This is a genomic window from Chamaesiphon sp. VAR_69_metabat_338 (assembly GCF_031423935.1).
Classification (GTDB): Bacteria; Cyanobacteriota; Cyanobacteriia; order Cyanobacteriales; family Chamaesiphonaceae; genus Chamaesiphon.
Window position 1 is genome coordinate 1 of the sequence record NZ_JANPGM010000687.1, and the last position, 13,953, is coordinate 13,953.

Here is a 13,953-nt window from a genome sequence, read left to right on the forward strand (position 1 = left end):
CTCTCTACCAACTATATCAAATTATAACTAAACAACAGCATGCAGATATTACTGAACCTTTTTTAGTTTCTAATAGTGAATTTGACACTATTTCTCCCAACAAAAATACTGGTATGTGGGTGTTTGTGTCGGCATTAGAGCAGATCGAACGTCTTTGTTCATATTCATCGTTTTATACTGGCCTCTCTTCTCAACAAAATCTAGAGTTCATTTGCAAAATTGGGTTGAAGAGAGAGGAGATGAGTCGTCGTTTGTCACTAATCCAAAGACGTTTTAACTTAACTAGTTCACAGATACAAAGATCTGACATGAACTAGATTAAGTTTTATCTTCAGCAAAGTCTTAACGGCTACAGATTTCTAATCTCACCGGCAGATGGATATTATAGCAATCCTAGATGATTCGTGAGATTTATTCTTCGGTGCGTTACGCTATCGAGGTAGCGACGCATCGACCTGGAGGTTGTCTTGTCTTGACACACACAAACGGGAGGGAACCTCCCGTTCGATGCGCCGCTGATGCAATTGTATAGGCGGGACATCCGCCCACATTGCATCGCTTCCTCCAGGTTGTGTGCGTCAGCGACGCGCGCTTTGGAGGTTTCCTCCAAGTTAAGCGGCTCGCGCTCCTCGGCTTTGCCGAGGGTTTAGCTAGACAAGACAGCGCGTCAAGACAAGACAACACACCCTACGATCTTCTTACAAATTAGATAGGACTGCTATAGAATTATTCAGTTGATAGAACCCATTTGGGATCTTTTCAGACAAAGATCTCAAATGGGTTATACAATCTTTATCGATCGATTACTAACCCCGAATCGCATTGGCAACCGCCAACCCTGCAAGATAAGCATCTTCTACTTTGCGCCCGCGACACCAATCACCAGTACAGAACAAAGGTGCGGGTAGATCGATCGAGAGAAAATCATCCACACGCGGGGATTTGGGGAAAGCATATCGCCAGAGGTGGGGTTGTTGCCATTGAGATTCGCGGAACCAGGGCAAAAATCGATCGCTAGCCCGTTCTAACATCGCGAGGCTAGCGGCTGCCGTATCTTCAGGATGGGGGTACTTAGCGGCGAATTTAGCCGTACTCTGGAGCACAAATGCGGGTGGGGCGGGTTGGTGCCGTTTGCTGCTATCGACGCCCAGCCAAGCCAAGATCGGATCGTCGGTGCAAGTTACGGCTTTTACTTGGGGATAGGCTGTTTCCCATTCGGCTAACTGAATCGGTGTATAGCCTGCGGCAATAGCGATCGAAGGATAAAAATCTACCGCTTTTAAAGCTGCCAAAAACTCCCCAGGCAAAATGTCTGCTAAGGGTGCGAGTAAATCCACGGCTTGGGGTGCGGGGATGGCGAGAATTACTTGACGGGTAAGGATTTCGGCTGATTCGGTGCCTTCGAGCTTCAGTCGCCACAGGTTGCCATCGGGCACAATCGAAATCGCCCGTTGCCCGCAGCGAAGATCGAGATCTGTCGCGAGATACTTGGCAATTTGATTCATGCCGTTGGGTGTGACGTAGCGAGGATAAAGATCTGGATCTGCCAGTATCTCGCCAGCCGCAGTCAATGTATGTGTTGTATCCGTCCAGATCTCAACGATATTTGCCGCGATGAGTCGATCGAATAACGATTGAAATTCTGCCCCCTTTGGGGATATATAACAAGTCCCACGATCGACACAAGTATCGAACATGCGTCTTGTCGTCAATCTACCGCCGACGCCTCTAGATTTTTCAAAAATGGCGATCCCTTGTTGTCCAGCAGCTTGGAGTTCTCTGGCGCAGACAATTCCGGCCATCCCAGCACCGACGATCGCAATTTCGAGAGGATTAGTCATAATGGGGAGACAGTTGCAAGGAGATATTGGATATTATCTCCTAAATTATCCTGCTAATAATTTAGCTAATGACTAGATCGCATTTTTTTGAAGATAAAATATCCAATTAAGCCGATTAATCCAAACAAAACTAACTTAGAAATCGGTGCTAAATATTGCTCGATCGAGGTATAGTTGTCACCCAATAAAAATCCCGCAGTAGTTAAAGCTAAAGTCCAGATTGCCGTGCCGAGGGTTGAATAAATTGTAAAAGTCACAAATGGCATCTGATTCATCCCCGCAGGTAAAGAAATTAGTGTCCGAATTCCTGGTACCATGCGACCAAAAAATACTGCTTTTGAGCCGTATTTGTTAAACCAATCATTGACTCGATCGATATCTTGGGCGGTGACGCGAATCCACTTACCATATCGCTCTGTCCAAATCTGAAGCCGCTGATAATTCACCAATCGCCCCAGGTAATACCACGCATAGGTGCCAGCCATCGTGCCAATGGTACCAGCAACAACAGCGATGCCAAAATTCATCTTGCCTTGGGCGACTGTAAACCCTGCCAATGGCATAATTAGCTCGGAGGGAATTGGTGGAAACAGATTTTCTAAAAACATTAGCAATCCAATTCCCCAATAGCCCAAGCTACTCATTAAGCTAATTACCCATTCTGCCATTCAGTGTCGAACTCCACAAATATCTACTCTAAATATATCGCCTTTAGCCCATTAAGATCACGCGATCGATAACGTGAATAATTCCATTATCAGCTTCGATATCGGCGGCAATGACCGTCGCATTTTTGACTTCAAAAGTATCCTTGTAGCAATCGATAAAGATCGGCGAACCTTCGAGGGAGTCGAGTGAATGGACACCAGCTAAATCCGAGCGCGTAAATTTTCCCGCAACTACATGGAATTTGAGGATGCGGGCGAGTTGGGGCGGATTTTGGACGAGGGTTTGCACGGTACCGGGTGGTAATGCTGCAAAGGCTGCATCGACGGGGGCAAATACTGTAAATGGCCCTGGAGATTGGAGGGCTTCGACTAATCCGGCTGCTTGGACGGCAGCGACGAGAGTTTTGAAGTTGTCGTTACTAACCGCGATTTCTACAATATTAGGCATGTTCTTTATTCTAAATTAAAGATTTTATTTGCGGTCAGACTGAAAAGATTAATCACCCCAATTTCTTCTCCCAAAACAAAGCTTTACCCATTTCGGGATTTAGCTCAAAACCATTGAATCCTGCCGATTTATATGCTTTTTGAGCGACATAATTATGCTCTAGAACTTCGAGGGTGAGTTTACAACAACCTCGCTCGATCGCGATTTGCTCGACTTTTTGCAATAGCAGTTTCGATAAACCTCGACCTCGATATACTAAAGAAATAATGACATCATGAATATTCAACAATGGTTGACAAGCAAATGTTGAAAATCCTTCCAAGCAAATAACCAATCCTGCGGGTCGATCTTCGACAAAAGCCAAAATCGCATGTGCGGCTTGACGTTTGGCTAGTTCGGCAATCAAATTGGCCTTGGTATGATCGGAGAGTCCGTTTCCACCACCCATCGGATCGCGCGCGTATTCATCCATGAGGGTAATTACCGCACGAGCATGATGGGGAATGGTTAAATCTGCTGTGATAATCTCGATCGAGGGTTGTTCTAACATCATCAAAGATCGAAGGTAATTCGATATATTTTAGATCGATTCAGTCGATCGGCATTAACAGATATCGATCTAACCTCCGCTGTAAATTAGCGATATTCCTGATTTTGAATATCACTCAACCGTGCTTCAGGACGCTTAAATCTGTCAATCTGCGCTTCAAAGAATTGACGGTTTTTCTCTAGATGTTTGGGATTAGAATCGTCTAAAGGATAGAGCAAAGCACCGCGTAGAGCTTGAATTACTGCCGAAGTCACACAATACATCGATCGCTGAAAGCTCACGCCCAATTGTACCAACATATCATCTTTGCCCCGACAGTGTTGCTGGTAGTAATCGAGCAAATATTGAGGCAGAAAATGATACATATCATCCATCAATAGTGTTGGTGGAATGCCAGCACTTCCGACGGGATTGACATCGGCATAGAGAATTCCGTAGTGGAAATCCGCTTGCTCGGCAGGTACTTGTTCGGCTTGAGCGTTATAAGATTTTGTCCCGCGAAATGGTGCCGTGCGGTAGAATACGGCTTCGACATAGGGCAAAGCTGCCTCATATAACCAGGTAAATCCGCAAGATTTGGGGATGATTTCAAACATTTCCCCATTGATATACACATGATGATAAATCGGTCTGCCAGCGACGGCAAAAATGCCATTGACGAGGAAATTCATCGCATCAGGGACGGAGGCAATTTTCCCTTCATCATATAGATCGCTCATCTCAAAGAAGACTGGAGCCATTACTTCCCAAAACAGTCCTAAGTTGGAGTAATAGGACATCACCCGTACCTGTTCGATAAACATATCGGGGAAGAGTTTGTAAGTTGCCAGCATCGCCGGATTGCCCTTGAAATATGCTTTAATGGCTCGATCGGCATTTTGTTTATATTCTTCGGTATCCAAGTACGGATCGAACCTGCCACCCATGCCCCGATGCCAGTACATGGCTTGCATACAGGCTTCGGCAAACTCCATGTTAATTCGATCGTGCAATAAGTGATGGAAGAGTTTGGGCATTTTGGTGCTGCGCCCGTTGTCCATAAATTCCAGCAGTTCGGGATGAGCGGAAGCCGCGCCTTTTTGCCAGATCCGTAAGTCGGCGGTGTCGCCAGCATAATGGTTCGGCAAGTCGAGATATTCCTGGGGGAGGAAGTATTTAAAGGCGGGTAAGGGGTTGAGGAAGACGCGTTCGGCGATGTACAGCAAGTCGCGCCAGTAGAAGTCCATGGGGACGGCGTAGGCTTTGTACAAACCGATGATTTGCATCAGGTTTTCGGGGGTGTCGGGGAGCATTGCGCCGCCAGCTTCGAGGCGATGGATGACGTCGGCGAATTGGTGGGTGGATGGAGGGAGTTGAGTGGGTGCGGGAGCTGTGGTTGCTGTCATGGCAATTTTGGATTTTGGATTAATTCAGATATATTTTTAGATTCGTAGGGGCGGGTTGATGCCATCGATTTCTTTTGCACTGGAGATTCATTCAAACCCGCCCTCCTCACTAGTAGCTATAAGCGATTAGAGTTGCTGCGGAGATCTACCCACCCCGCCCTTCGGGCACCCCTGTCTTGAAAAGGTGCTCGACTTGGGGAAACCCCAAGATCGCACTTTCCGCTCCTGGGAGGGGATTTTCTACAAGAGCTGTTTGGGTAGCGGGGTGAGGGAGGGTGGCGACGATCGCGTCGGTGCTAATCTGAGTATGGGAGATGAGAATGTTTGGTTGTACGCCAAAGAGGATAATTAATACCGTCAGCACGATCGCGGGAATGCGTTCGTAGCTGGCGACTTTGGGTAAGTAGGTGAGATCTTCAGCTAGTTTCCCAAATAACGTCCGGTTGATAATAATGATGAAATAGACAGAAGTTAAACCCGTACTTGCTAAACAGATCAGTGTCGCGACGGGGAAGGCAATGTAACTGCCCTGAAAGGAGAGAAATTCACCGATGAATCCTACCATCCCTGGAATTCCGGCACTTGCCATCATCGTCAGAATCATCACGGCACCAACGAATGGTAAGCCGCGTTTGGGATTGAGCAAACCGTGAATCTTGTCGAGATCGCGCGAGCCAGTTTTGGCTTCAATAATGCCGACAAGGTTGAATAATAGGGCGAGAATCAAACCGTGAGCGACCATTTGATAGACAGCACCTAATAGACTCAACGGATTGCCAGCAGCGGTGGCGAGTAATACATAGCTCAAGTGGGCGACAGAACTATAGGCGATCGTTTTCTTGATATCGGTTTGAGCGATCGCGATCGTACTACCATAGACAGCGGTAACAACCGCAATTGTCGCCAACCAGGGTGCAACAATTACCCAGGCATCGGGAAATAAACCCAGCCCAAACCGAATTAAGCCATAAGTACCGAGCTTCGAGACAATCCCACCGAGCAGCATCGAAACAGGTGTCGATGCTTCGACATAGGCATCGGGCAGCCAGGTATGGAAAGGCACCAACGGCATTTTGATCCCAAAACCCAGCACAATAACACTCAAGAATAAGAGCTGAAGATTAGCTGGTAAATGAGTCGCAGCCAAGGACTGATAATTAAAATCACCCGTCTTTGTAAACCACGCCCAACTCAAGAAGCCCGCGAGTAAAATTATCCCCGACAAAGCTTGATAAATTAAAAACTTAGTGGCTGCATAACCGCGTTTTTCACCACCCCAAATGGCGATCAGTAAATAGAGGGGAATCAATTCTAGTTCGTAGAACAAGAAGAATAGGAGTAAATTCTGAGCTAGAAATGCGCCAGTAATCGCCGTACTCACTAGCAGCAACAATGCATAAAATAATCGATCGCGTTCGATAGTTTTACTAGTTGCTTGGACTGACAATAACACTAGCAACACGTTCAGAATCACCAGCGGTAACGATAAACCATCGATACCTAATTGATAATCCAATCCTAATGGCTCGATCCAGGTTAAATGCTCGACAAATTGTAAACCCGTATCTTGATAATTAAACATTGCCGCGATCGCGATCGATACCACCAGCGTTACACCAGCAGTTACCAATGCGATCGACCGACTAAACCCAGGTAAGATCCCAATTAAAATCGCCCCCAAAACTGGCAACCAAACAATAGCACTCAACATCCCTTTGTATCCTCCGTCTTTATATGCGTAGCTAAAGTAAATTTTTTATTAAGCTCGTACCACAATTAATTATTAGTTAGATAAGACGGCTATTTAGCGATCGCGCGTACCCGCCTTATCTAAATTAGTTATAAATTTGTTTAGGCAACTTGCGTGATGATACCAGTGTCTAGACTATAGAAACCACCGATAATTTTGAGCTTGCCGCTATTAACTAAATCCATTAGAACGGGTGAAGTTTTGAGGGTCGCGATCTGATTTTTGACATTAGCGATCGTGGTTGCCTTCAACAGATCGCCTGTTTGACTAGTACTAGCAACCTTTAAAGGTTTGATGTGCTTGAGAATACTGCCAATTTGACCGGGGACGGGTTTATTATCGATTGCCGCCTGAACTGCACCGCACTTTTGATGTCCTAGCACCAAAATCACTTTGGTTCCCAATACGACTGTGCCAAATTCTAAACTACCAATTTCTTCAGAGCTAGCTACATTTCCAGCTACTCGAACTACAAATAGATCGCCTAATCCTTGGTCGAAGACAATCTCAGCCGGTACGCGAGAGTCAGCGCAACCTAAAATTGCGGCAAATGGTTTTTGACCGATAGCAACTTCTCTTAACCTAAAAGTACCCCGATTGGGTTGTTTGGTTTTTTGACCGGAAAATCTTTTATTACCTTCCAACAATTCGGTAATAGCTAGATCTGGTGTTAAATTTTGTTTAGCGTTTGCGACTGGAGGATCTAATAAATCCGTACCCAATTTACTAGTAATTAACCCAGTACCCACCGCAGTAGCACCGAACTTAAACAAATTACGACGAGAGATGTAGCTAATTACTTTTCCTTTCATGGTATCGATATTTTAATTAAATTTGTGAACCAGATGAAAATTGAAACGCGTAACAATTCCAGCAAATGATGATGCTGAAAACTTAATTGACTATTCACTCCTAGACAAATAACCCCATCATTAGGCCGACTAGGATAATGCCCGTGAACGCCACCAAAACATAAAACTGAGATTGACCGGATGTTGTATATTTGAGAGTTTGTCCGCCAAATAATGTCCCCAAGCCAATAACGTTAACTAACCCATCCACCACATAGCGATCGAACCAATTAGTTACCCGCGCGCTAGTAGCCACCAATAACACGATCGTCAGTTGATAAAATCGCTGGACATAAAAGTCGTTAGCAAAGAAGTCTTGCAGCGCAGGCAATGGCAACTTCACAGGTTTCGGAATACTATCGACTGTATAAATTACACTACTAATTGCAATTCCCGAAATACTCGACCACACCAATAGCGGCGCAAACATATTATCCAGTTCACCCCAAATCGGTAACAGATTCAGATTGCGTAAAATAATCGGTAAATGACAGATAAACACCGCAGTGGTAATTACAGGCAAACTAATCAACCAAAATGGTTCGGTCGATCGTTCGGTCATCGGTTTAACCTTACCCAAGAAAATCAGACAGAATAATCTTGTCAAACTAAAAGCCGTCAGCGTATTCACAATTAAAATTACACCAACTAGCCAAGGTTGCTCCAACCATAAACCGTCGATCAATTGTAAAAAGCCCCAAAATCCACCCAGCGGCGGCAACGCAATAAACGATGCGATCGCGACTAATAGTGCCGCACCTGTAAACGGACGACGCGACCACAGGCCACCTAATTGAGTCAAATCTTGAGTGATATTCGTCCAAATAATCGCCCCAATCCCCATGTATAACAACGACATCCCGAATGATTCGTTGAACAGAATAAATCTAGCCGAGTCTAAATTCTGGGTACCGATCGCAATGAATACCAAACCGATATAAGCACTCAAAGTATAGGAAAGCACCCGTTTCATATCGATCTGAGCGATCGCAATTAACGAGCAACAAATCGCTGTCGATACGCCTAAAATCACTAGAACATTTAATAAAATCGGCGATAGCGAAATCACTGGCGAAAGTTTAATTAATACAAACGCCCCCGCACCGACAACTACCGCATTCCGCAATACCGTCGCTGGAATTGGTGCTTCCATCGCTTCATCCAGCCATAGCTGGAAGGGAATCTGAGCGCATTTACCCAATGGCCCCGCGCTGAGGGATAAACCCAGTAATAAGGCTACGGTCGGGTCTAATTGTGCCGTTTGTGCCCAGACTGCCAATTCAGTAAAGTTCCAAGTTCCGGCGATCGGATAAATTGCAATTACACCCATCAAGAGGATAATATCGCCGACCCGCTTTGTCCAAAAGGCATCTCGCGCGCCCGTAATTACTAGCGATTGGGCAAACCAAAAGCCGACTAATAAGTAAGTCGCCAGAGTTAGTAATTCCAGAAACACGTAGGTAAAAAATAGCGAATTTGATAGCACCAAACCGCAAATTCCCGCCCCGAAACAATTCATCAGCGAGAAGAATCTCGCCCACCCCCAATCCATCTCTAGATAACCCACTGAGTAGATTTGAGAGACAAAATTGATCGCGGCGACGACACTTACCGCTGTCAACGTAATCGTCGAAATCTCGATCGGGAAATTAATATCGAGGGTACTGGTATGCAGCCAGCTATAACTAATTTCTTGAGCGGGTAACTCCCAACCAATTACTAAAGCGACTAACGCATGAACGAAGGCGATCCCCGCCATCAAAATATTGATATAACCTGCTGGCCTAGTGCCTAATTCTCCCGACCAACCAATCGACCAAGGTAGTGCCAAGATGGCTCCGACTAGTGGGTAGCAAGGAATTAGCCATGCTGTTTGAATAACTATCTCATGCATAGATTTTTCTCTATAAGTTAACGAACCATGCCTCATGTCTCTCTATACAAGAGCGTAATCGAAAACTTCCAGAAAAGATAGATCTAACATAGAGTTTTCATCGATATTAACGCTAAGTTTTGCTAATCAATTCTATGGATAGCCGTTATCATCGCTGTCTTGAATTGAGAGATTTAGCCGTTTGCGTTTAGTCTAGGCGATCGCTAGCAATCTGCTGTTGTTTAATATAATCGATCGCCACTAGCAGTGCGGCTAACATCACTTCAAAGCTGGCATCGGGAGCGCGGTCGATCGTCATTAACTCCGATTGTTCTCGCACGATAAAGCCATAGACCGCCGCATTTACCATCCGCATCGCGTCTACTAACGCATTTTGACTCAATTGAGCCAGTTGCAGCGATCGTTGAAACAGTCTCAGCGAGTGCTGGATGATAACTAATTCTACCGGATCGGTGGGACGCAGTTGGTATTGCATCATCACCGTATAGCGAGCTGGATAAGTTTTGGCAAAGTTACGGGTAGCTGTAGCACCCGCGACAAATAATTGCTGGCGGTCTGGGATGCCAGTAGTTGCACTCTCACAATCGGCTAAATAATCGCGCCAGATTTGCAAAGCCACCGCGCGACGCAAGCCGGTATTGCCATCTAAATGCTTGTAAATTGCTGGCGGCTTAATTCCGAGTTCCTTAGCTACCCGATTTACTCCCAGTGCCGATTCCCCTTCACGATCGAGACAATCGATCGCAGCTGCAACCACAGCCTGCGGGGTGAGCGAATTTGCTTTGAGCGGACGACCCATTTTTTTAATTGAGAATTGAGAATTGACAGATCGCAGAATTAAGTTAATATAATTAACTAAAAGTGAATATAGTTAACTTTACCAAGAAGTAATGGACTTTGCTGATAACTAACCTGACATTTGCTCCTGCTCATCAACTTGCTCGGATGATTCGCGATCGCCAAGTGTCGTCTCTAGAAGTGGTTGAAGCCTACCTTGCCCAGATTTCTCACCATAACGCCCAGCTAAATGCAATTTGTACTCTAGATGCCAAAAATGCTCGAAGTAGAGCACAGGAGGCAGATTTAGCCTTAGATAGAGGCGAAAATTGGGGCAGATTGCATGGGGTGCCCATCACAGTCAAAGATATCTTTGAAACAGCAAATCTGCGAACTACAGCGGGTTATGTGCCGCTGAAAGATTATATTCCCTCACAAGATGCCACGATCGTGGCGAGGTTGAAAACGGCAGGGGCGATCGTATTGGGTAAAAGCAATATGGCCGAATTAGGTGGCGACTATCAGAGTACCAATTCCCTGTTTCCGCGTGTCAATAATCCTTGGAACTTGGAGTGTACGCCAGGTGGTAGTTCTGGGGGGAGTGCGGCGGCTGTGGCAGCGGGACTTTCCCCGTTAGATTTAGGGAATGATTTTGGTGGTTCGATCCGGCAACCCGCGCATTTTTGTGGGGTATATGGGTTGAAGCCAACCGATCGCCGGATTTCGACAGCGGGAGCCATTCCGGAAGTGCCAGGAATGCCAATTTGCTTGCGCCAAATGATGACGGTAGGTTGTTTGGCTCGATCGATCGCCGATCTCCAGCTCTGTTTTGAAATTATTGCTGGTGCCGATCCGCGTCGTCCCGATGTCCCACCAATCCCCCTGGATACACCATCTGGTAAATCCTTAACCGATCTCAAAATTGCCTGGAGTGATGAATGGGCAGAAGTCCCCGTTGCGGCAGAGATAAAATCGGCGATGGTAGCGAGTGCGGATAAGTTAACGGCTGCGGGTGCCAAGATCGATCGATGGCTACCCCCGAACTTCAATCTATCAGAAATTTTTGAACTATATGGACGAATGGCTGCTTATGTGAATCGCTACGCTCAACCGATCGATCCTTACACTCTGCGGCATAGTGCCGAATTATTATGGCGAACAGCTACTCAAGGCGATAAACAACTGCGTCCCCTGGGCAACTACAGTCGTTTTCTAACGACAATGTTGAATCCTAGTTTGCAGGGATATTTTCAGGCTTTGACAGAGCGCGACAGGTTTATCGCACAGATGGATGCAGATTTAGAGCCTTGGGATATCTGGATTTGTCCGGTAGCAGCAACTACAGCATTTACGCATCGTCCGGCTTGGAGCGCGATCGACATTGATGGTAGAGCCTACCCTCATGCTACAGCTAATGGGATTTATCTGGTGCCATTTAATTTGAGCGGACATCCAGCGGTGGTAATTCCGATCGATCGAACTCAGGCAGGATTGCCGATTGGGCTGCAAATCGTCGGCAAACGGTGGCGAGAAATGGAGTTACTATCGATCGCCACAGAGATCGATCGGGTAGTTGGCGATCTTCAACATCCCCCAATGTTTAGTTAATTGGCGTTGCTGGCTTGAAGTATGAATTGCCCCTACCTCAAATTCAATCGATCTCATTATGGTGAATCATACTTACGTCCAGCAATGCTCGTTAATTATTCATTTTTTATCCATCTGAATGGAGTTTAGTCTGCAAATAATGGCTTAATAAAACGATCCGATCGTTACCCCAAAATAGTTCGTTCAAAGCAATAAATGTCGGTACGCCAAAGACACCTGCTTGATGAGCCTTATTAATAGTTGCATTGAGCCGATCGGCTGTTTCTGGTGAATTCAATGCTAACTGAAAATCGCTACTATTAATGCCACAGGCTTCCGCCACAGCTATGCATTTATGCTCGTCAATTTTCGCTATTGATTCCTGAAACATGGCAGCGAAAAGTAACCGACTATATGCTGCTACTTTGCCCAGACGCTTGGCTGCGGTACAAGATCGAGCGAGCAAATCCGAGTCAAACTCTACGCGTCCACGCGGTTCGAGATAAGGAACTCCGTAGAGTTTAGCCCACCTTTGGGCATCTAATTCGCGATAAGCCCATTCATATTGTCCGGAAATAGGTTTGCCAGCAAACGGACTATTTTCGCGCTGTGCCATTAGCCTGACGCTATTGATTGGCTGCCATTCAACCTGAGTGCCAGTTACTTGTTGAAGCGCATCGATCTGCGTCGCTGCTAGATAAGAATAACGACTGCCGATCGAGTAGTAGAAATCAATAGTTACCATCTCGTTCATAATCAAAATTAGATCGCAGCTTGTAGATCGCACACCCCGTCATAATTACTCGATGACTTATTTCTCTACCGATTATTTTACCGCTCGATCGCGTTGGCGAACTGCCGCCAGTCAGCATGGCGGACGGTTGGAGTCGTACCCGATCGATTCCCGCAGCTATTAACCCTCGATGCCGAAGACCGTATCTACCAACCGCGCGGCACTTTCGATCGTTGGTGTCAGGCGGCATGTGCCGATCTGACTGATGATTTTATGCTTGCCGAATTTGGGACGTACCCAATGTTGCGCGTCCTCAAAGCTCTGCGCGCCGAAAATCGCGGTGTGGCTTTGTGCGGGGCGGGAATCGCGGCGTTGCAATCTGGCGAGCGATAAATTTGTGAGGAAGAATTTTTGGCACGTTGAAGTCGCTTGGCGATCGGTGTTAGGTTAACTAAAAGACGATCGTCCAACTGAAATTAGTGGATCTTTGCTCGCGCCGATCGTTACCAATCTAGAATATTTTAGAGGCTTAATCTGATGGCATCTCCCACACCTCTTCACGGTTCCGAATTAATCGATTGTGCTACAGCAAATGTCAATCAAGGCATTAAAGCCGCAGCCGATCGGTGTGGCTACAGTAGCGATATTGTTACGTTCGAGCGCGAATTACAATCGGCTGCCCACAAAATGGGGATCGAACTTCATGGCTTTCAAGATTTGACAAAAAAAGTTCAAATCCCAGCTCCGCCCAAGGGTGAAATCGTCGCACCCGATAGTGCTACCGAGCTATAAATAGTCCGGAAATCTAGTTATTAATGTCTGCTTGAATACTCGATCGTCTTTAGAGGATGTCTGAAAAGTATAATTGCTTCGTTTGCAGTGGGTAGATCCCCCCTAACCCCCCTTGAAAAAGGGGGAACCGGATGCGGAAGTCCCCCTTTTTAAGGGGGATTTAGGGGGATATTCTAGGGTTTGCGCTTCACAGGTCAGACTTTTCAGACATCCTCTTAGCATCGCCTTTCCTATAGAAAACCGCTCAAATTTAACCATCGAGTTAAATTAATGGGTAATATTGGCGATCGATTCAAATTTAAACTAAATCGGCGAATAGATCGATCGAGCCAATCGCCAAGCCCAAGGGAAATCACCGCAGTGTGGTGTCTAGCGATTTGCTAGTCTACCTATTTATATACGTCTAAAGAAAGACGACTTTCGGCCATATCTCAGGAACAATAAATCTGGTGGGAGGTTTTAATCGCCAACAATTTGAACAATTACATCTACCCAAAATACAGGAAAGTTTTATGGCTCAAGTCGATCTTGACACTACAATTGCGGCTCTCAAACAGGGTCTAACATCTATTCCTCCAGAGCAAGCAGTCGCCGTCATCGAAGGCTGGCAGCAACAGCTTCAAGGCAACGACCTCGCTGAAGACTTGGGCGAACTCAAGGCAGCACTCACCTCTGGT

At 46.1% G+C, this 13,953-nt stretch carries 14 protein-coding genes; 4 read left to right on the forward strand and 10 right to left on the reverse strand.

Going from position 1 to position 13,953, the window contains the following annotated elements; genetic code table 11:
* On the forward strand, window positions 1-317 hold a 317-nt coding region (locus RMO84_RS19120; protein ID WP_310490024.1), incomplete at its 5' end, for a hypothetical protein.
* Between the two features lie 489 nt (window positions 318-806).
* Here RMO84_RS19120 and RMO84_RS19125 read toward each other — a convergent pair.
* From RMO84_RS19125 to RMO84_RS19165, 9 genes are all read right to left on the reverse strand, one after another.
* Window positions 807-1,841, reverse strand: coding sequence for an FAD-dependent oxidoreductase (locus tag RMO84_RS19125; protein WP_310490025.1), 1,035 nt, complete (start codon window positions 1,839-1,841; stop codon window positions 807-809).
* 65 nt (window positions 1,842-1,906) lie between these two features.
* Window positions 1,907-2,509, reverse strand: a complete 603-nt coding sequence (locus RMO84_RS19130; protein WP_310490026.1) for a DedA family protein — start codon at window positions 2,507-2,509, stop codon at window positions 1,907-1,909.
* Between the two features lie 43 nt (window positions 2,510-2,552).
* Window positions 2,553-2,957 carry a fasciclin domain-containing protein gene (locus tag RMO84_RS19135; protein ID WP_310490027.1) on the reverse strand — a complete coding sequence of 135 codons (405 nt, stop codon included), beginning with the start codon at window positions 2,955-2,957 and terminating at the stop codon, window positions 2,553-2,555.
* Window positions 2,958-3,009: 52 nt separating this feature from the next.
* Window positions 3,010-3,510 carry a GNAT family N-acetyltransferase gene (locus tag RMO84_RS19140; RefSeq protein WP_310490028.1) on the reverse strand — a complete coding sequence of 167 codons (501 nt, stop codon included), beginning with the start codon at window positions 3,508-3,510 and terminating at the stop codon, window positions 3,010-3,012.
* An 83-nt stretch (window positions 3,511-3,593) separates the two neighbouring features.
* Window positions 3,594-4,892 carry a CO2 hydration protein gene (locus RMO84_RS19145; RefSeq protein WP_310490029.1) on the reverse strand — a complete coding sequence of 433 codons (1,299 nt, stop codon included), beginning with the start codon at window positions 4,890-4,892 and terminating at the stop codon, window positions 3,594-3,596.
* A 145-nt stretch (window positions 4,893-5,037) separates the two neighbouring features.
* On the reverse strand, window positions 5,038-6,603 hold the full coding sequence (locus RMO84_RS19150; protein WP_310490030.1) for an NADH-quinone oxidoreductase subunit M: 1,566 nt from the start codon (window positions 6,601-6,603) through the stop codon (window positions 5,038-5,040).
* Between the two features lie 140 nt (window positions 6,604-6,743).
* The gene (locus RMO84_RS19155) at window positions 6,744-7,454 is read right to left on the reverse strand and encodes a carbonic anhydrase (protein ID WP_310490031.1); all 711 of its coding nucleotides are present in this window, start codon (window positions 7,452-7,454) and stop codon (window positions 6,744-6,746) included.
* 100 nt (window positions 7,455-7,554) lie between these two features.
* Window positions 7,555-9,387: an NAD(P)H-quinone oxidoreductase subunit F gene (locus tag RMO84_RS19160; RefSeq protein ID WP_310490032.1), complete on the reverse strand. Its 1,833-nt coding sequence runs from the start codon at window positions 9,385-9,387 to the stop codon at window positions 7,555-7,557.
* 187 nt (window positions 9,388-9,574) lie between these two features.
* Entirely contained in the window at window positions 9,575-10,186 is a 612-nt protein-coding gene (locus RMO84_RS19165) for a WHG domain-containing protein (RefSeq protein WP_310490033.1), read from the reverse strand.
* 104 nt (window positions 10,187-10,290) lie between these two features.
* On the opposite strand from RMO84_RS19165, the gene RMO84_RS19170 reads away from it, so the two are divergent.
* On the forward strand, window positions 10,291-11,772 hold the full coding sequence (locus RMO84_RS19170) for an amidase (protein ID WP_396135902.1): 1,482 nt from the start codon (window positions 10,291-10,293) through the stop codon (window positions 11,770-11,772).
* A gap of 106 nt (window positions 11,773-11,878) precedes the next feature.
* Here RMO84_RS19170 and RMO84_RS19175 read toward each other — a convergent pair whose 3' ends face one another.
* Window positions 11,879-12,505: a DsbA family protein gene (locus tag RMO84_RS19175; RefSeq protein ID WP_310490035.1), complete on the reverse strand. Its 627-nt coding sequence runs from the start codon at window positions 12,503-12,505 to the stop codon at window positions 11,879-11,881.
* A 93-nt stretch (window positions 12,506-12,598) separates the two neighbouring features.
* Here RMO84_RS19175 and RMO84_RS19180 point away from each other — a divergent pair, with 93 nt between their 5' ends.
* Both RMO84_RS19180 and RMO84_RS19185 read left to right on the forward strand, forming a co-directional pair.
* Window positions 12,599-12,877, forward strand: coding sequence for a hypothetical protein (locus RMO84_RS19180; protein WP_310490036.1), 279 nt, complete (start codon window positions 12,599-12,601; stop codon window positions 12,875-12,877).
* 144 nt (window positions 12,878-13,021) lie between these two features.
* A complete protein-coding gene (locus RMO84_RS19185) occupies window positions 13,022-13,276 on the forward strand; it encodes a hypothetical protein (RefSeq protein WP_310490037.1) in 255 nt (84 codons plus the stop codon).
* Window positions 13,277-13,953: the final 677 nt, after the last annotated feature.